Raw genomic sequence first — 18772 nt, forward strand, 5'->3', positions numbered from 1 at the left:
CCTGACATGGCCGACGCCTTCGGCTTCATCGCCGACCTCGCACCCTGGTCCCCGTGGATGCCCTTCGCACTCGCGATACAGCAGGCCCCACGCTTACCTGGTGTGTACCTCGCCCGCCAACGGCCGACCGGACCGCTCGTCTATGTCGGGATGGCAGGCGAGCGTCGGGGTCTGGGCATCAAGGGCCGCCTCACGGTCTACTACCGCGGCAAGGCGGCCGTCAGTGGACTCGGCGAGGCGGCCCTCGATCGCGCCCTCGCGGACTTGGAGTGGCTACGGCAGCGAGTGGCGGAGGTAGAGGCTGGACACCCGCGTAGGGCGGCCTCGTGGGCTCAAGATGCCATCCATCACGCGGACCTTTACATCAGCTGGGCAACAACGGCTGACAGAGAGACGGCCGTCGCTCTCGAACGTCAAGCGCTTACGGCTCTCGCCAGCGCCTCGCTCTGGAACCGGGACCGGTGACCACCCGAGACTGCGCTGAACACTCATTTACAAGTTCTGGGCGCGTCGTCCGCCTGCGTCCTGCATCGTCAGCTGTCTCGGTGAACAGTCCGTGCGACGCCGACCCTGGTTGACTTCGTCTGGGCCCGTTGCTGTCACCGCTGCTGTCGGCAACTACTCCCGCCTGTTGCGCTGCACTGGCTTGATCACGTCTCGCCACAGTTCTCGCATCAGGGCCCGATGTCGATTGGTCCCGCCACGCGGCATCAAGCGGTCCGACCACAGCTTGATCATGCCTGCCCAGCAGAGACCCACGCCAGCGGCGATCGCCACCGCCGCCATGGCGAACAACGTCATGGTCAGCGGTAGGAAGCGAACGAGCGCCGACACGAGGACCAACAGACCGAAGATCAGCCCGACGGCGAGGCACCGGTATGCCCAAACCAAGTTGCGGTAGCCGCGGCTCGCTTGGATCCCCGCAACGGCCTTGTCGAGTTCTGTCTCCGCCACTGCCACCGTCCTCATCTCAGGGCGCCCAGTATGCACCCGCCCCAGAATCCGGCGTACAGGTCGACTCGTCCGTCGCCCACCAGGTCAGCCGTTAGTACGTGGTAGCTGACCTGCTGCTTTTCCGGGTGATGCCGGTCGTCGTCCGTCATCATTGAGCCTTTTCCAGGCTGATCTTGCAGCTCAGCGCGGGTGTGGCGAGCCCGGAGATCGATGAAGACGAGGCTCCAGGTAAGACAGCAGTCGACCAAGATCCGATGCCCCGACCGGGAGCCTCGCCTGTGCTGTCTTACCCCTCCGCGATCCCGATGTCCAGCCGAACGCTGAACCACCTCGCCGACCGCATCCGAGCCCACCGTAGCCAGCGTCGATCCCGGTGGCGGCGTCTCGCGCCGGGCCGACAGGCGCTGCTCACCCTGGCCCATCTGCGCAACGGCGACACCTACAGCCGGCTCGCCGCCGGGTTCGAGATCGGTGTCGCCACCGCCTGGCGCTACGTCCAGGAAGCGATCATGCTGCTCGCCGCGGACGCCGAGGACCTGGCCACGGCGATGCGGCGCATCCGGCAACTGGCCTACGCGATCCTGGACGGCACGCTGATCCCGATCGACCGCGTGGCAGACCAGAAGCCGTACTACTCCGGCAAGCACAAGAAGCATGGCGTGAACGTGCAGGTCGTAGCCGACGCCGCTGGCCGGCTCGTATGGGCCTCACCGGCACTGCCAGGCTCGACGCACGACCTCACCGCCGCCCGCGCCCACGGCATCATCGACGCGCTGACCACCGCGGACGTGATGACCTTCGCCGACAAGGGCTATCAAGGCGCTCGGGGCAGCGTGCGCACGCCGTTCAAACGGCGCTGCTTCCGGCCGAAGCTGTCACGCCGACAGAAGGCGATCAACCGCGCCAACGCGAGAATCCGTGCCCGTGGCGAACGCGCCATCGCCACGCTCAAGACCTGGAAGATCCTGGCCAAGCTGCGTTGCTGCCCGCGCCGCGCCACCGCGATCGTGCAGGCCATCCTCGTCCTGCACCACATCGAAGCGAGCCGCTACGCAGGATGAAAATGGCTCATTGGTCGGCATCTGACGGGCCAGCCACGGCCCAGACGGCGCCGAGACGGCCCGGCCTGGCTGTTTGGCTGGCTCCCATGCCGGCCCTCGACGAAGGAGGCTTGCTTCCATACGCTGCGCGCCATGACGACGCTGATGATCTACGCGGGTGCGAACGTGGCAGCAGATGCGGCCGGGACGCGCACCGGAGGGGTCCCGCTCGTGCCATCGGAATTTCGCTGGCCACGGTGCTCTGAGTGCGCCGGGCCGATGCAGTTCCTGGCCCAGGTCCGACTCGACGACCTCGACTCGGCCGAGTGCGGCCTGTTCTCAATCTTCATGTGTCAGAACGATCCAGGGCTGTGCGACGAGTGGGACGCGACCTCGGGCGGAAACTGCGCATTCGTGTTCGGGCTCGACCAGCTGGCCCCGGCCGCCCTGCCCTCAGGCGAGGACATCCTGCTGGCCGAGACATCCGCGGTCGCCTACGTGCCGATGAACGACTCCAAGAACTACGGCGAGGCATGTGAGCAGTGGTCCGGTGAATCCGGTCGCCCGCAACGAGACGTGCTCGGCCAGCTGGGCGGCCTGCCCGCGTGGCTGCAGGCCGACGAGACACCCATCTGTGCGATGTGCGGCCTACCGATGTCGTTTGTCGTGCAGCTGGAGGAAGGCCACGACTATCGCACCGCCATCAACTTCGGCGGTGGCGGATGCGGCTACGGATTTCGATGCCGGCCCTGCAAGACCGCCGCGTTCCTGTGGCAGCGGTGAACTCACGGCGACCCCTTGACCCCCAGGACGTAGCGGTAGACGTTCGCGCACGTCAGCCCCGATCTATCGGTTGGAGGGGCGTCGGCTGGGGTGCTGTACGTGGGCGTTCCGGCTGGACGTGCGGTCCCCAGGTGGTCCCCGCCCCATTGGGCCCTGCAAGTAGCACGGCAGGTAATCGACTCACGATGTCTTCGTCCCGAACTAGGTCAAGGTCGCGCCGTGAGATGTACGTATGGCTATTCATGCTGGTCAGGGCGTTGGTGCTTGTTGGTTGGGGGAGGCGTCGAAAGCGTCTCCGGGCAAGATCGTCTCCCAGTTCTCTCCCAGGGGGAGGGGCCTGTACTTGGCTCCTACCGGTACCGGCATCCCGTCGCGCAGGCTCCGCCCTGCCGGGCCGCGCCGACCTGGTCCAGGTGGAGCGCCCCACTGGACGAACGACCTGGACCAGGTCGGCGCGGTCTGGTGGCCTCCGGTGTGCGACGGGTACCCGGTCGCGGCCGAGGCATCCCAGAGTCGCCGAGGGTCCGGGGCGAGTAGCCCCGGCCGCCGGAGGCTATTTCCGGGTCGTAGGGCCGGAGGCCCTACGACCCGGAGGCATCGTGCTCGTGCGCCCGGCCGGGTCCGCCGCTCTGCCGCCTATGGGCCTTCTGCATGATATCGGGATGGTTGATCGGCGGGGTGTCCCGGACCTCAGGGAGTACTGCGACTCGGCGGAGAGCTACTACCGGCTACACCTGGAAGCGACGCGGGAACATGACTTCCACAACCGGGTGACCGCTTCGTGGGGGCTGATCGCGCGCGGCGCTGACTCCCTGCCGTACCTGATCCTGATGCTGAGGAGCAGCAACCCGGACAGCCGGGAGGACGCCGCAGGGGCTCTGGCATGGTTGGGCCAGGACTCCGATGGTGTCGTGAGCGAGCTGTTGACCGCGCTCCGCGGTGAGCACGAGGACCAGCCACGCGACGGCATCGTCTTGGCGTTGGGCGCCCTGAAGAACCGGGCGGCAGTGCCGGCGTTAGCAGCACTAATACGTTCGGACAACACTGACGGCGATACGCGGGATTGCGCCGTTGAAAGCCTCGGGAAGATCGTTCGCCGCCGGTTTCACAAGCAGGACGATCCCGTGGCCGCCGCGACCGCCTGGCTCGACAAGCACGGCGACTGACCCTTGACCCGGAGCCCCGGCAGGCCCCGCAAGTCGGTACTTGCCGGGGCTTCGTGGTGCCCACTGCGGGTTACGCACCGCCGGGGTCGCCGCGCCGGGAGCGAAGCGGCAAGGCGCGGCGTGCCCCGAGCGGGGCGAGCGGGCCGCTTGCGGCCCGCCTTGAAGACGTACAGAAAGTTTGAACCACATCGCCGGCGGCCGACATTGCCGGCAGCCGGTTTGTCGTGTCTCAGGACCTGCGTGACGGATCGGTATCAGGACCTGGGTGACACACTCCGCCGTCTGTAGCGCCGGCCCGACGCCTGGGACAAGGTCGACCTGATCCGCGCGGGCGACGACGGATGGAGGGAACTCACCGACATCTATCGCCGCCTGGCGGGTAAACGGAGCCGCTCGAACCCGGGCCACCGCAGCACATCCGCACCTGACGGCGCTACCCCGTGGTACAAACTACCCAAAAGCTGGGCGGAACCCGCAGAAACGGGCGAGCAGATGACGAGTGGGGCGGCCGGGCTCCTGCGACGACCCGAGGAACCCCGAGCGGCGTACCTGGAACTCTTCTTCGACCTGGTGTTCGTCTTCGCGCTCGCACGGCTTTCGCAGGAGCTGCTGGAGCATCTGAACTGGAACGGCGCCTTCCAGACGCTGGTGTTGCTGCTCGCCCTGTGGGCGGTTTGGGCCAACACGACGAGGCTCACGAACAGGTTGAACCCGCAGCAGCCGCTGATACAGCTGCTGGTGATCGCGACCATGTTCGGCACCCTGCTGATGGCCGCCGCAGCGCCGGAGGCGTTCGGCGAGCAAGGCCTGATCTTTGCCAGCGTGTACGTGGCCACCCAGATCGGTCGCAACGCCGGTGCTGTGTTCCTGCTGCGGGGCCACAGGGCGCGGCGCGTCTTTGCGCGGCTGGTCTTCTGGTTCAGCGTGTCCGCGATGCCGTGGATCGCGGGTGCCCTCACGCACGACACGGCCCGTGCGGCCCTGTGGGCGCTGGCGGTGGTCGTGGAGTACGGGTCACTCTCACTCGGCATGCCCACACCGCGGCTGGGTCGCTCGACCGCGCGGATGTCCGAGTTCGCGATCTCCGCCGAGCACTTGGCCGAACGCTACCGGCAGCTGTTCATCATCGCGCTCGGCGAGCTCATCCTGGTCACCGGGCTGACGTTCAGCCGCGGCAGGTTCGAGCCTGACCGGGTTGCCACGGTCGCGGTCGCGTTCGCTACCACGGCGCTGATGTGGCGGATCTACATCCACCGCGCCGGGGGACTGCTCGCGGAGGCCATCGCAGCCGTCCCCGACCCGCACCGCGCGGTCGTCGGGACGTTACGCGCCCACCTGCTCATGGTCGCTGGCATCGTCGCCATCGCAGTCGGCGACGAGATTGTCATCGAGCACCCGCTCGGACACACACCACCAGCCTGGATCATCGTCATCCTCGGCGGACCCGCGCTGTTCCTCGCCGGACGGGGCGTGTTCGAGTACGAGGTGTTCGGCCGGGTCTCCCGCTCCCGGCCGATCGGGGTCCTCGTACTCGCCGCCACATCGCCAGCGGCGTTCTTCCTGCCGCCGCTGCTGGTCGCCATGGCACCTGCCCTCGTCCTGGCCGGAATCGCCGCATCCGACACAGCTCGCGCCCGAGGACGTCCACCCGAGCGCCCCTCACCACCCGGCTAGCCAGAAAGTGTCACCCACGTCCCGAGACTGTTCCGTCACGGACGTCCTGAGACCCGACATTGCCGGCAGCCGGTGTCGTGTCTCAGGACCTGCATGACAGATCGGTATCAGGACCTGGCTAACACTCCGCCACCTGTAGTACTGGCCCGACGGCTGGTCAAGGTCGACGAGCTGATCAGAGCCGGCGGCGACGGCTGGAAGGAACTAATCGCCCTCTACCGTCGCCCGCCACCGGCAAGGCCGTTCGATCTTGGGCCGCAGCAGCACATCCACATCAACCAGCGGTGCCGGGTGGTACGACTGTTTCAGAGGCTGACAGAAGCGGCGGAAACGGGACCAACCGATGACGAGTGGCGCAGCCCGGCTGGTGCGGGGACCGGAGGAGCAGCGGGCGACGTTCCTGGACCTGTTCTTCGACCTGGTTTTTGTCTTCGCGCTCTTCCGGCTCTCCCTAGGCCTGCGGGAGCATCTGAACTGGAGCGGCGCCTTCCAGACGCTGGTGCTGCTGCTCGCCCTGTGGTGGGTGTGGACCCAGTCGGCGTTGGTAGCCGACAGGTTCGACCCGTGGCAGCCCGCGATACGGCGGCTGGCCATCGGAGCCATGTTCGGCAGCTTGGTGCTGGCGGCCGCAGCGCCTGAGGCGTTCGGCGAACATGGCCTGGTCTTCGCCGGCGCGTACGTCGCCGTCCAGGTCGGTCGCAGCCTGGTTCTCGTGATCGTTACGCGTGGCGACGAGCTTCCCGAGATGCGGCTGCTGTTCTGGTTCGGCGTGTCGGCGGTGCCGTGGCTCGCGGGCGCTGTCGTGCAGGGTTGGCCGCGTGGGGTGCTGTGGGCGCTGGCGGTGGTCGTGGACTACACGGTGGCCAGACTCGGCTGGCCCATGCCGAGGCTGGGTCGCGCCGGTGCTGCGGAGTTTTCGGTCTCGGGCGAGTTCCTGGCCGAGCGGTATCGGCAGTTCTTCATCATCGCGCTGGGCGAGCTGATTCTGGTGACGGGGTTGGGGCTCAGCAGCGGCGGCTTCGAGGCGGACCGCGGCGCGGCGGTCGTGGTGGCGTTCGCGACCACGGTGCTGCTGTGGTGGATCTACATCTCCCGTGCCGGGGAGGTGTTGGGTGCGGCCGTCGCCGCGGCCCGTGATCCGCTCCGCGTTGGCCTGTCGGCGCTGTACGCCCACGTGGTCATGGTCGCCAGCGTCGTCGCGATCTCCGTCGGCGACGAGCTCGTCATCGAGCACCCGTTCGGGCACACCCAACCGGCGTGGGTCGCCGTCATCCTCGGCGGACCCGCACTGTTCCTCGCCGGACGGGCCATCTTCGAGTACGCGGTGTTCGGCCGGGTGTCCCGAAACCGCGTGGTCGGGGTCCTCGTGCTCGCCGCCATCTCGCCGGCAATGATCTTCCTGCCACCGGTCCTGGTCACCGCCGCCGCTGCTCTCGTCCTGGCCGGGATCGCCATATCCGACGCAGCCCGAGCCCGACGACGCCCACCCGAGCCGCCCTCACCACCTGGCTAGCCGGAAAGTGTCACCCACGTCCCGAGACTGTTCTGTCACGGACCTCCTGAGACTCGACACGGCCGGCAACCTGCCGGTCGGGTCTCAGGACCTGCGTGACACATCGGTATCGCATCCACTAGCGCTGCCGGGTGGTACGAGTGTTCTCAGAGGCTGACAGAAGCGGCAGAGACGGGACGAGCCGATGACGAGTGGGGCAGCCGGGCTCCTGCGCCAGCCCGAGGAACCGCGAGCAACGTACCTGGAGCTGTTCTTCGACCTGGTGTTCGTCTTCGCGCTCGCGCGGCTCTCGCAGGGGCTGCTGGAGCATCTGAGCTGGAGCGGTGCCTTCCAGACGCTGGTGTTGCTGCTCGCCCTGTGGGCGGTTTGGGGTCACACGGCGGGGCTCACGGACAGGTTGGACCCCCAGCAGCCGCCGACGCAGCTGCTGGTGATCGGGACCATGCTCGGCACCCTGCTGATGGCCGCCGCGGCACCGGAGGCGTTCGGCGAGCAAGGTCTGGTGTTCGCCGGCGTGTACGTCGCTACCCAGACTGGTCGCAGCGCCGTCGTGGTGCTTCTGTTGCGGGGCCACGAGGCGCGGGCGGCCTTCGCGCGGCCGCTCTTCTGGTTCGCCGTGTCCGCGGTGCCGTGGATCGCGGGTGCCCTCACGCACGACACGGCCCGTGGGGTCCTGTGGGCGCTGGCGCTGGCCGTGGGGTACGTGGCAATCGCGGTCGGCTTGCCCACACCGCGGCTAGGTCGCGCGTTCATGCGAATGTCCGAGTTCGCGATCTCCGGCGAGCACCAGGCCGAACGCTACCGGCAGCTCTTCATCATTGCGCTCGGCGAGCTCGTCCTCGTTGCCGGGCTGACGTTCAGCCGCGGCGGGTTCGAGCCTGACCGGATTGCCGCGGTCGTGGTCGCGTTCGCCACCACGGCGCTGCTGTGGCGGATCTACATCCACCGCGCCGGGGGCCTGCTGGCGGAGGCCATCGCAGCCGCCCCCGACCCACTCCGTGCCGTAATCCCGGCCGTGTTCGCCCACCTGATCATGGTGGCTGGCATCGTCGTCATCTCCGTCGGCGACGAACTTGTCATCGAGCACCCGCTCGGACACACACCACCGGCCTGGATCACCGTCATCCTCGGCGGACCCGCGCTGTTCCTCGCCGGACGGGCCATCTTCGAGTACGAGGTGTTCGGCCGGGTCTCCCGCTCCCGGCCGATCGGGGTCCTCGTACTCGCCGCCACATCGCCAGCGGCGTTCTTCCTGCCGCCGCTGCTGGTCGCCATGGCACCTGCCCTCGTCCTGGCCGGAATCGCCGCATCCGACACAGCTCGCGCCCGAGGACGCCCACCCGAGCAGCCCTCACCACCCGGCTAGCCAGGAAGGTGTCACCCACGTCCCCGAGACTGTTCTGTCGCGGACGTCCCGAGACCCGACACGGCCGGCAACCGGCCGGGCGAACGTGACCGGTCCCGCGACGTCAAGCCGGTCACGATCAGCCGGGAAGACTTCGTCGGTCGGCTGCTGCCTGCCGTCCCAGCCCGGCACCGGGGGATTGTCGCCGCTGCGGCCGGGGCGGGGCTGCGCTGGGGTGAGTGCGCCGGGCTGACGTGGTCGTCGGTCGACCTCGACGGGGCATCGCTGCGGGTGGTCCAGGTGGCCGAGGAGACCCACGGCGGGATCGCGCTGCGCCCGTACCCGAAGAGTCGCGCCGGGGTCCGGACCGTGCCGCTGCCCGACATCCTCTTGGCCGCCCTCCGCGAGCTGCGCGCTGCCGCCGAGGATCCGGACCCGCGCACGCTGGTCTTCCGTGACCGGGTGGGGCGGCCACTGCGGCGGTCGAACTTCCGGCGTCGGATCTGGCTGCCCTCGTTGGTCCGCGCCGGCCTGCTCGGCCGGGTCGTGACCGCCGGCCCGCAGCGGTATCGCGCGACCTGGCCGGACCGGGAGGGCGTCGAGTGGTCGGCGGAGTTCACCACCGAGCGGGAGGCTGTTGCCTGCGCGGCGGCCAAGGCTGCGGGCGAGATGCGGTTCCACGATCTGCGGCACGCCTACGCCACCTGGGTGGTGACTGACGGCGTCCCGGTCAACCTGGTGCAGCGGGTCATGGGCCACGAGCAGGCGTCGACGACGCTCAACCGGTACACGCACACTCCGGACGACTACGCGGCTCGTGTGCTGGCTGCCTTTGACAGCTCTGCTGCCCCTCTGCTGCCTCTGGCCGGGGAAGCGCCGTCCGAGAGCGCATTGGCTGAGGACGAGGAGGGCCTGTGAGCTGCGGCGGAGCATTCACCCCGGAATAGGGACGACCCCCGTCGGGGGGAGACGGGGGTCGTCGGGAGGTTCGGCTCCGGGGGGGTTGAGCCGAACCACTCAGCGGTCACGGGGGGTGCAACCGCCGAGGGCCTGCGAGTTGTCCGAGATATGAATACTCGTCGTGAGGACAAGCATGCCCGAGCAGAGTGTTCACGTCGAGTGGTGTTGACCCCACTCAGGGCGAAAATGTGACCACAGCGTGTGATAGCCATCACGTAGAGCAGGGGTTGCAACGGCTGGCCCGCAGGTCGGAGGGGCTGGTGACCCCGGGCACCCGCCGACCTTAGACCATCGGGCTAGACTTTCGCGCCGTGGGCCGAAGTGCCGCTTTCTTCGATCTGGACAAGACCGTCATCGCCAAGTCGAGCGCCCTGGCGTTCGGTCGGCCGTTCTACCGGGACGGGCTGATCACTCGGCGTGACGTCGTCAAGTCGGCGTACGCGCAGCTGATGTTCCGGCTGGGCGGCACCGACGAGCAGACCATGGCCCGGACCAGGGACTATCTCGCCACGCTCTGTAAGGGCTGGCAGGTGGAACAGGTCCGTCAGATCGTCGCGGAGACGCTGCACGAGCTGATCAACCCCTACGTGTACGCCGAGGCCGCCGCCCTCATCGAGGAGCACCAGGCCGCCGGTCGGGACGTCGTGCTGGTCTCCGCCTCCGGCGAGGAGATGGTCCGCCCCATCGGTGAGCTGCTGGGCGTGACCGACGTGATCGCCACCCGGATGACGGTCGAGGGCGGCCGCTACAGCGGCGAGGTGGAGTTCTACGCCGCCGGCCCGAGCAAGGTCGACGCGGTCAGCGAGCTGGCCACCGCCCGCGGCTACGACCTGGCCGACTCGTACGCCTACTCCGACTCGTACAGCGACCGGCCGTTGCTGGAGTGCGTCGGCCACCCCACCGTGGTCAATCCGGACCGGGCGCTGCGCAAGCTCGCGGTCGAGAACGCCTGGCCGGTGCTGGAGTTCCGGCACCCGATCCCGCTGGGCCGGCGGCTGCGGGAGCGCCCGGCCGTGCCGGTGGCCGCGGCGGCGCTCGGCGTCGGCGTGGGAGTCGCCATCGGCATCGCCTGGTACGGCCGGCACCGCCGCGCCAAGGTCACTCCGGTCGCCTGAGCGCACCCGCCGGCCGGGGCGGCCAGGGAGGCGGCAAGGACCGCCGATCGGAGCGGGCAGGACGGCGGCGAGGACATCCCGCAGGGGCGACAGAAGCGCGGTCATCCGGTCCGGAACGGATCAGGCGGCGGCGAGGATCTCGTCGCCGATGACGGTGAGCTGGTCGGCGCCCACCTCGACGGCCGACATGTAGTGCCGCAGCCAGGACCGCAGCCCGTCCGGGGTGCCGGTGGCGAAGGCGCCGGCCGCGCCGACGTACTCCGGCTCCCGCTCCCGGTGCCCGACGTCGACGGCGACCAGCCCGCGCGGGTCGAAGCCGCGCGACATCAGCACCAGCCGCGCGGCGGCGCGGGCCACCACGCCGGACGGGCCGGCGAACGGGCGCAGGTTCAGCAACTCGCCGTGTACGACGGCGGCCAGCACCAGCGGGGGAACGTTGGTGCCCCCGGCGACCAGTCCGGCGAGGCCGTCCAGTCGCGCGCCGACCACCGGATCGGCCACCGGACGGCCCAGTTCGTCCTCGGTCACCACGTTGCGGGCGGCGAGCACGTGCAGCTTGGCCAGCGCCTGCCGGGGGGCCTTGGGCCAGAGCTCGGTCAGTCCGGGCAGCGCCCCGGCCACCCGCAGCGCCCCCTGGAGCACCGGCTCGGTGACCGTGCCGGCGCGGACCGTCTCGCGCTCGTGGGCGTACCCCTCCAGGGCGGCGCTGGCCACCGCGGACCGGAGGCTGACCTCGGCCGCGACCTGACCGCCGTGCCGGCGCAACGCGCGGTGCCGCATCGCCTCGTCGACCCGCTCGCGGGCCCGCTCGACGGCGGGGGCGATGTCGGCGAGCGCGAGCAGCGGGGCGAGCGGATCCGTGGTCACCCCGCCACGCTAGCGACCCGGCCGCCCCCACCGGCCGCCACCCGCCGGGAACGCGACCCGCGCCACCGCCCCGCCGGGCGATCGCCCGACCGCACCCCCGGTCGACGCGGCTTGGCGGCATGCCGGGGCCACGAGCGCTGCGGACCCCACGACACGCCGCGAACCGCGCGGCTCCGGGGACGGCGGCGAAGACGGCAAGGGTCGGCTCCGGGGGCGGAGGCCGCCGGGCGCGCGGTGCGGGCCGCTCGGCGCGTACCGGCCGAACGAGTTGTCGCGGCCTTCCGGGCCCACGACTACCCTCAGCCGGGTAGGAGACGTAGGTCACCCGTAGAAGGAGTCACCGCATGAGCGAGGCATTGGCCAACCTGCTGAACGAGACGCGCCAGTTCCCGCCGCCGGCCGCACTCGCCGCGGAGGCCAACGTCACCGCCGACGCGTACGGGGAGGCCGGCGAGGACCGGCTGGCCTTCTGGGAGCGCCAGGCCGGGCGGCTGGCCTGGGCGAAGCAGTGGGACCAGGTGCTCGACTGGTCGAACCCGCCGTTCGCGAAGTGGTTCGTCGGCGGCCGGCTCAACGTGGCGTACAACTGCCTGGACCGGCACGTGGAGGCCGGTCGTGGCGACAAGGTGGCGATCCACTGGGAGGGCGAGCCGGGTGACACCCGCACCCTCACCTACGCGGACCTGCACAGGTTGACCTGCCAGGCGGCGAACGCGCTGACCGAGCTGGGCGTGACCGCCGGCGACCGGGTGGCGATCTACATGCCGATGATTCCGGAGGCCGCGGTCGCGATGCTGGCCTGCGCCCGGATCGGCGCGACGCACAGCGTGGTCTTCGGCGGCTTCTCCGCCGACGCGCTGACCAACCGGATCCAGGACGCCAGCGCCAAGGTGGTGATCACCGCCGATGGTGGCTACCGGCGGGGCAAGCCGTCGGCGCTGAAGCCGACGGTGGACGAGGCGGTGGCGAACTGCCCGTCGATCGAGCACGTGCTGGTGGTCCGCCGTACCGGCGAGGACGTCGCCTGGTCGGCGAAGGACCACTGGTGGCACGAGACGGTGGAGACCGCGCCGGCCGAGCACACGGCGGAGGCGTTCGACGCCGAGCACCCGCTCTTCATCCTCTACACCAGCGGCACCACGGCCCGGCCGAAGGGCATCCTGCACACCACCGGCGGCTACCTGACCCAGGCGGCCTGGACGGCGCACGCGGTGTTCGACCTGAAGCCGGAGACGGACGTCTACTGGTGCACCGCCGACATCGGCTGGGTCACCGGGCACTCCTACATCGTGTACGGCCCGCTGGCCAACGGCGCCACCCAGGTGATGTACGAGGGCACCCCGGACACCCCGCACAAGGGCCGGTTCTGGGAGATCGTCGACAAGTACCGGGTCACCATCCTCTACACCGCGCCGACGCTGATCCGCACCATGATGAAGTGGGGCGAGGACATCCCGGCCGGCTTCGAACTGTCCTCGCTGCGCCTGCTCGGCAGCGTCGGCGAGCCGATCAACCCCGAGGCCTGGATGTGGTACAGGCAGCACGTCGGGCGGGGCGAGCTGCCCATCGTGGACACCTGGTGGCAGACCGAGACCGGCGCGATCATGATCTCGCCGCTGCCCGGTGTCACCGCGGCCAAGCCGGGCTCGGCGATGACCCCGCTGCCGGGCATCAGCGCCGACGTGGTGGACGACCAGGGCAAGTCGGTGCCGAACGGTGGGGGCGGTTACCTGGTGCTGCGCGAGCCGTGGCCGTCGATGCTGCGCACCATCTGGGGCGACGACAACCGGTTCATCGAGACGTACTGGAGCCGGTTCGAGGGCATGTACTTCGCCGGTGACGGGGCGAAGAAGGACGACGACGGGCACATCTGGCTGCTCGGCCGGGTCGACGACGTGATGCTGGTGTCCGGGCACAACATCTCCACCACCGAGGTGGAGTCGGCGCTGGTGTCGCACCCCTCCGTCGCCGAGGCGGCGGTCGTGGGCGCCACCGACCCGACCACCGGCCAGGCGATCGTCGCGTTCGCCATCCCGCGCGGCACGACGGACACCGCGGGTGAGGCGGGCGAGAAGCTCATCACCGAGCTGCGCAACCACGTGGCGAAGACGCTCGGGCCGATCGCCAAGCCCCGGCAGATCATGCTGGTGCCGGAGCTGCCGAAGACCCGCTCCGGCAAGATCATGCGCCGGCTGCTGCGGGACGTGGCGGAGCACCGTTCGCTGGGCGACGTCACCACGCTCCAGGACTCCTCGGTGATGGAGCTGATCTCCTCGGGGATGAGCGGCGGCAAGTCCGACGAGGACTGACGACAGGCGTACCCCGATCGGTGGGTGGCGGTCCGGACGGACCGTCACCCACCCTTGTTTTTCCAGCAATACTCCGGTCTCACCTCATCTGAATGCGGCCACGCACATATCCTGCCCTTTCACCCTTAACTGACGCGTCGGCGTTTGTTCACCGGCAAGGAGCCCTGCCCTCACCGACGCGGCCAGGTTGACGACCTCCCCCAGCAGGAGCTACCACGGTGCCCGCGGCACGGTTGTCGTCCCTTCTACGGCCGCAACCTCCCCGAGCCGATGCGCGCGATCCTCGTCCTTCAACTGGTCGAGGAGCGGCGCCACCCAGGTTAAAAACGGCTCAAGAACATTTCATTGACCAGCAACATTCTCCATGGTTGGATGCCTATATCCGAATAGATGGATGGCCCGTCGGCCCTCCATCTACAACATCCTCGCCGCATGGGGGCCTTAGATGAGGGTCGGAAGTAAATCCAACACGTCTCGCCAACGCCGCAGATTGACGGCATTGGCCATCGCGATCGGCGTCGCCGCGCCCGGATTCACGGCACCCACGCCGGCGGGCGCGTCCGTGGCCCAGGAGAAGGAAAAGCTCACCTCACTCGCCCAGCGGTACCTCACCGAACGGGCGGACAAACTCCTCACCAAGAAGGCGCCCACGCCCGCAGCCGGCGTACCGATGGGCGTGGCGATGTCGGCCCGCGTCTCGTCGCTCGACAAATTCCTCGAGGACAAGCGCGGTCGTCTGGCGAGAACCGGCCTGACGTACGAAACCGCCACGGTCTCGGTGACACCCACCACGGTCGAGAGCACCGGAACCCGCGCGGTGCTGGGCGTGCACGAGGTCGCCGAACTATTCCCACCGGCGGACAGCGCCGAGCCGTCGACCGCCTATTCCGTGGACCGGATCTTCACCTTCGAGCGTCACGGCGCCGACTGGCGCCTCATCGACCAGGGCATCGGCGAGAAGGAGGGCATCCCGCCGATCACGGAAGCCGCCGATGTGCCCCGGGTCTCCGCGGCGAGTGCCGCCAGTGGGAGCGGGAGCGCCGAGTACAACTACGGCACCACGGAGCCGTTGAGTTACGCGGACGCCGCGAGTGACACCAATGGCGAAGAGATTCCGCTCGAGATGCCGTCGTCGGAGGACGGTACCACCCCGATCGGCGACGGCAAGCCCGACGATGCGGCCCCTCCGCCCGCGTTGAGCAGCGGCGAGTTCGGAACCCAGGCGATCCCGGCTGGTCTCTGCTACACATGCATGCGCGACTACGCGTATCGGTACTGGGACAATTACAACACCTCGTACCGCAATTTCGCCGCGAACGGCGGCGGCGGGGACTGCACAAACTTCATCTCCCAGATCATGCGATACGGCGGATGGACGTTCGACTACGGGTGGTACAAATACAGCTGGAACTGGTGGTACAACTCGCTTAACCAGACGTACACCTGGGCCGGCGCTGAGAACTGGTCGCAATTCGCCCCCCGGCGAACCAACTCACTGAGCAATGTCTGGTACATGTCTCTGGCGGACGTCCTTCAAATGGACTTCAACCGGGACGGCATCATGGACCACACCATGCTGGTCACCTACCGCAGCTCGTCGAACATTTACCTGACGTATCACTCAAGCGACCACAAGAACCGCCCGCTCACCGATATCCTCAGTTCCTACACGTCCTCCTGGTACTACGCGTACCGCACGTGATCAACCAGGGAGCCCCGCCATGAACAATGTCCGTATATGGTTCGCTAGGGGCTCCCTGCTGATCCTCTGCATATTGGCCGCCTGCTCTCCCGACGTGCCGGACGAGCAGGCACAGGAGAGGCTGCTCACCGACTATCTGGCGGCGGTGCAGGCAGGCGACCGGGCCCGTATCGGCCAGATGTGCACCCCGGGAGTGGACGCCACGGCAGAGATCGACGCCGCAGTCAGTGCGGTCGGCGGGCGGCAGTGGCGGAACGTCGAGGTCTCCTGGCGCAGGGGCGACCTTGCCGGCGCGGCCGTCGCTGATGTCACGGCGAAGGACGGGACGGGCAAGCCGATCGCCATGTCGGTTCCGCTCGCCAAGGTCGACGACAGGTGGTGGATAGCGCTGGGCTCGGCAGTCACGGATCCGGGCACACCACCGGCCCACACCTCACCGCCGGGTTGAGGCCACCTTCGGAGGCACGGGCCCCACTTTCTTACGCTCGCCCACCTGTCTTCGCCGATCGGTGTGACATTTTCGTCGGCACGAGCGCTCCATCTTGGGGACTCATAATCACCGTCACTCTAAGTGATCGTGGCCAAACCGTAACGTGAGCCGGTGGTTGATTTGCGGGCTGGTTGGTGCCGATTTGGGGCGGAATGATGGGCGCTCCTCGGCGTAATTGACTCGTGACAACTGTTTAAACCTCTGTCATGGTGAGTGACGCATGACATGACAGAGACGGCTTTGGTTGTCCCCGTCATGTAACAGTTCCACAAAGGAGGAGGACCTTTGAGGAGACGAGTCACAGCCGGTCTGGCCTCGGCCGCGGCCGCGCTGCTGGCGGCCGGCGTCGTCACGGCGCCGGCATCCGCTGCCCCGGCGGCGGAGCCGACCCCCGGCGCCGACAAGGCGAAGCACGGCAAGGACAGCCTCCCGGATCCGAAGGCGGATCAGCAGCGGGAGGTCCGCAAGCAGGCCATTGCCGACCTGCTCTCCGGTAAGGCCAAGCTTCAGACGCGCAACGGCTCGAAGGTCATCCAGGTCAAGGACGACCTGTTCGTCGAGTACCAGCAGGCACCGAAGACGGACCCGATCTTCACGATGCTGGTCGAGTTCGGCGACAAGACGGATCCCCGGACCGGTGGAGCTGCCGGCCCGGTCCGTAACCAGATCCCCCAGCCGGACCGCAACTGGGACGGCAGCGCCACCGACGACAACAGCACGCTGTGGCGGTCCGACTTCAACCGGGCCCACTTCCAGGACATGATGTTCGGTCCTGGCGAGTCGATGCGGGACTTCTACTTCCAGCAGTCCGGCGGGCGCTACACCGTCAGCGGTGACGTGAGCGACTGGGTCAAGGTTCCCTACAACGAGGCGCGGTACGGCAGCAACGCCATCTCCGAGGCCGACGGGTACTGGAACTTCGTGAAGGACAGCGCCACCTCCTGGTACAACGCCCAGGTGGCGGCGGGCAAGACCCCGGCCCAGATCAAGGAGTACCTGGCCCAGTTCGACATCTGGGACCGGTACGACTTCGACGGCGACGGCAACTTCAACGAGGCCGACGGCTACATCGACCACTTCCAGGCGGTGCACGCCGGTGAGGGCGAAGAGGCCGGCGGCGGCGCCGAGGGCGAGGACGCCATCTGGTCGCACCGGTGGGCCGCCTTCCCGAACCTCGCGGGTTCCGCGGGTCCGGCGGGCAACCTCTCCGGTGGTGTGCAGATCGGTGACACCGGCCTCTGGATCCGTGACTACACCACGGAGCCGGAGAACGGCGGTCTGGGCGTGTTCGCCCACGAGTACGGCCACGACCTCGGTCTGCCGGACTACTACGACACCGCCGGCGGCGACAACGGCGTCGGTTTCTGGAGCCTGATGGCCTCGGGTTCGTGGCTGAGCCACGGCAAGGACGACATCGGTTCGACCCCGGGCTACATGGACCCGTACTCCAAGCTGTTCCTCGGCTGGTTGAACCACGAAACCGTCGAGTACGGCAAGGGCAGCACCCAGGTGACGCTCGGGCCGGCCGGCGACAGCAACGGGCCGAAGGCCCAGGCGGTCGTGGTCAACCTGCCGCCGCAGACCCAGACCACCTCGTACAACACCCCGTTCGCGGGTGTGAACGAGTGGTGGGGCGGCAGCGCGGACGACCTGAACACCACGCTGACCCGTCAGCTGGACCTGACCGGTGCGACCTCCGCGTCGATCACCGCGAAGGCCTGGTACGACATCGAAGAGGACTACGACTACCTCTACGCCGAGGTGTCCACCAACGGTGGCGCCACCTGGGCCTCGCTGAGCAACTCGCTCATCGACTCCGGCGAGACCGGCGTCGACGGCTCCACCAGCGGCAACTGGGTCGACCTGACCTACGACCTGTCGGCGTACGCCGGGCAGACCGTGCAGTTCCGCTACCGCTACCAGACCGACGGCGGCGTGCACCTCGCCGGCGCGTTCCTGGACAACGTCTCGCTCGTCAAGAACGGCGCCACCGCCTGGACCGACGACGCCGAGACGCTGGACGCGGCGTGGACCGCGAAGGGCTTCACCCGGATGACCGGTTCGGTCACCGCCGTGTACCCCCGCTTCTACATCGCGGAGAACCGGACCTACTTCGGGTACGACGACACGCTGCGGACCGGTGGGTACAACTACGGGTTCCTCAACACCCGCCCGAACTGGGTGGAGCGCTACTCCAACCACCAGGGCATGCTGGTCTGGTACGTGAACTACGCGTACGGCGACAACAACACCTCGCAGCACCCGGGCTACGGCCTGAACCTGCCGGTGGACGTTCGCCCCGACAAGATCAACGTCGGCGGCCAGGGCACCATCAGCAACCGTCGCAACGGCTTCGACGCGACGTTCAGCCTGTACGCCAAGCCGGCGCAGACCTTCCACCGCAACGGTGTGGCGGTCACGCTGCCGGAGCTCGCCCCGAACCCGATCTTCAGTGACAAGGGCATCGGCAAGTACTGGACCTCGGGCAACGCGTGGAACTCGGTCAAGGTGGCCGGCACCGGCACCACGATCCAGATCCTGAAGCAGGGCACCAACCCGACCGACGACATGGTCGTGAAGGTCAGCAACTGATCGATGTGTTAACAGTGGGGCCGGTGGCGGTGACGCCACCGGCCCCACTGTTTTGCGCCCGCCGCAATCTGATCGAAATCTGTCACTATGATCCACCACTCGCGGATTCGCCCTGCTCATCGCATTGATGAACCGCACCGGTGTGACGGTGAAAAGCATTCCCAACAAAATCTTGCAACAAATCGACGCGTCTGTCTTCCCACGCGTCGCAGGAGTGTCTATCTTCACCATCAGTCCCACTAGTGGGACGACTTCACCGGCC

Annotated in this window: 15 protein-coding genes; 13 read left to right on the plus strand and 2 right to left on the minus strand. The window is 68.3% G+C overall.

Annotated elements, in window-relative coordinates; all coding sequences use genetic code 11:
• The first annotated feature begins 6 nt into the window (after window positions 1–6).
• A complete protein-coding gene (locus V6U89_RS12315) occupies window positions 7–465 on the plus strand; it encodes a hypothetical protein (protein ID WP_334571048.1) in 459 nt (152 codons plus the stop codon).
• Window positions 466–618: 153 nt separating this feature from the next.
• Here the strand turns inward: V6U89_RS12315 and V6U89_RS12320 are convergent, their stop codons facing one another.
• Window positions 619–954 (minus strand): hypothetical protein, encoded by a 336-nt coding sequence (locus tag V6U89_RS12320; RefSeq protein ID WP_334571050.1) that lies wholly within the window; start codon window positions 952–954, stop codon window positions 619–621.
• Window positions 955–1232: 278 nt separating this feature from the next.
• Between V6U89_RS12320 and V6U89_RS12325 the strand changes: the two genes are divergently transcribed.
• From V6U89_RS12325 to V6U89_RS12360, 8 genes are all read left to right on the plus strand, one after another.
• On the plus strand, window positions 1233–2015 hold the full coding sequence (locus V6U89_RS12325) for a transposase family protein (RefSeq protein WP_334571052.1): 783 nt from the start codon (window positions 1233–1235) through the stop codon (window positions 2013–2015).
• A 132-nt stretch (window positions 2016–2147) separates the two neighbouring features.
• Window positions 2148–2777 carry a DUF1963 domain-containing protein gene (locus V6U89_RS12330; RefSeq protein WP_334571053.1) on the plus strand — a complete coding sequence of 210 codons (630 nt, stop codon included), beginning with the start codon at window positions 2148–2150 and terminating at the stop codon, window positions 2775–2777.
• A gap of 662 nt (window positions 2778–3439) precedes the next feature.
• Window positions 3440–3943, plus strand: coding sequence for a HEAT repeat domain-containing protein (locus tag V6U89_RS12335; protein ID WP_334571055.1), 504 nt, complete (start codon window positions 3440–3442; stop codon window positions 3941–3943).
• A gap of 492 nt (window positions 3944–4435) precedes the next feature.
• Complete coding sequence (locus V6U89_RS12340; RefSeq protein WP_334571056.1) at window positions 4436–5617, plus strand: low temperature requirement protein A; 1182 nt, start codon at window positions 4436–4438, stop codon at window positions 5615–5617.
• 343 nt (window positions 5618–5960) lie between these two features.
• Entirely contained in the window at window positions 5961–7130 is a 1170-nt protein-coding gene (locus tag V6U89_RS12345; protein ID WP_334571058.1) for a low temperature requirement protein A, read from the plus strand.
• A gap of 184 nt (window positions 7131–7314) precedes the next feature.
• Window positions 7315–8496, plus strand: coding sequence for a low temperature requirement protein A (locus V6U89_RS12350; RefSeq protein WP_334571059.1), 1182 nt, complete (start codon window positions 7315–7317; stop codon window positions 8494–8496).
• A 204-nt stretch (window positions 8497–8700) separates the two neighbouring features.
• Window positions 8701–9393, plus strand: coding sequence for a tyrosine-type recombinase/integrase (locus V6U89_RS12355; protein WP_334571219.1), 693 nt, complete (start codon window positions 8701–8703; stop codon window positions 9391–9393).
• Window positions 9394–9746: 353 nt separating this feature from the next.
• Window positions 9747–10550, plus strand: a complete 804-nt coding sequence (locus V6U89_RS12360; protein ID WP_334571061.1) for an HAD family hydrolase — start codon at window positions 9747–9749, stop codon at window positions 10548–10550.
• Window positions 10551–10670: 120 nt separating this feature from the next.
• Here V6U89_RS12360 and V6U89_RS12365 read toward each other — a convergent pair whose 3' ends face one another.
• Entirely contained in the window at window positions 10671–11417 is a 747-nt protein-coding gene (locus V6U89_RS12365) for an oxidoreductase (RefSeq protein WP_210776147.1), read from the minus strand.
• Between the two features lie 344 nt (window positions 11418–11761).
• On the opposite strand from V6U89_RS12365, the gene acs reads away from it, so the two are divergent.
• The 4 genes from acs to V6U89_RS12385 all read left to right on the plus strand — a co-directional run bounded on the left by acs (window position 11762) and on the right by V6U89_RS12385 (window position 18510).
• Window positions 11762–13726 carry an acetate--CoA ligase gene (gene acs / locus V6U89_RS12370; RefSeq protein ID WP_334571062.1) on the plus strand — a complete coding sequence of 655 codons (1965 nt, stop codon included), beginning with the start codon at window positions 11762–11764 and terminating at the stop codon, window positions 13724–13726.
• 499 nt (window positions 13727–14225) lie between these two features.
• The gene (locus tag V6U89_RS12375; RefSeq protein WP_334571063.1) at window positions 14226–15428 is read left to right on the plus strand and encodes an amidase domain-containing protein; all 1203 of its coding nucleotides are present in this window, start codon (window positions 14226–14228) and stop codon (window positions 15426–15428) included.
• Between the two features lie 94 nt (window positions 15429–15522).
• Complete coding sequence (locus V6U89_RS12380) at window positions 15523–15876, plus strand: hypothetical protein (RefSeq protein WP_334571064.1); 354 nt, start codon at window positions 15523–15525, stop codon at window positions 15874–15876.
• A 327-nt stretch (window positions 15877–16203) separates the two neighbouring features.
• Window positions 16204–18510, plus strand: coding sequence for an immune inhibitor A domain-containing protein (locus V6U89_RS12385; protein ID WP_334571065.1), 2307 nt, complete (start codon window positions 16204–16206; stop codon window positions 18508–18510).
• The last annotated feature ends 262 nt before the right edge of the window (window positions 18511–18772 follow it).

It is taken from the genome of Micromonospora sp. CPCC 206171 (genome assembly GCF_036906755.1).
In the GTDB taxonomy this organism is placed as follows: domain Bacteria; phylum Actinomycetota; class Actinomycetes; order Mycobacteriales; family Micromonosporaceae; genus Micromonospora; species Micromonospora purpureochromogenes.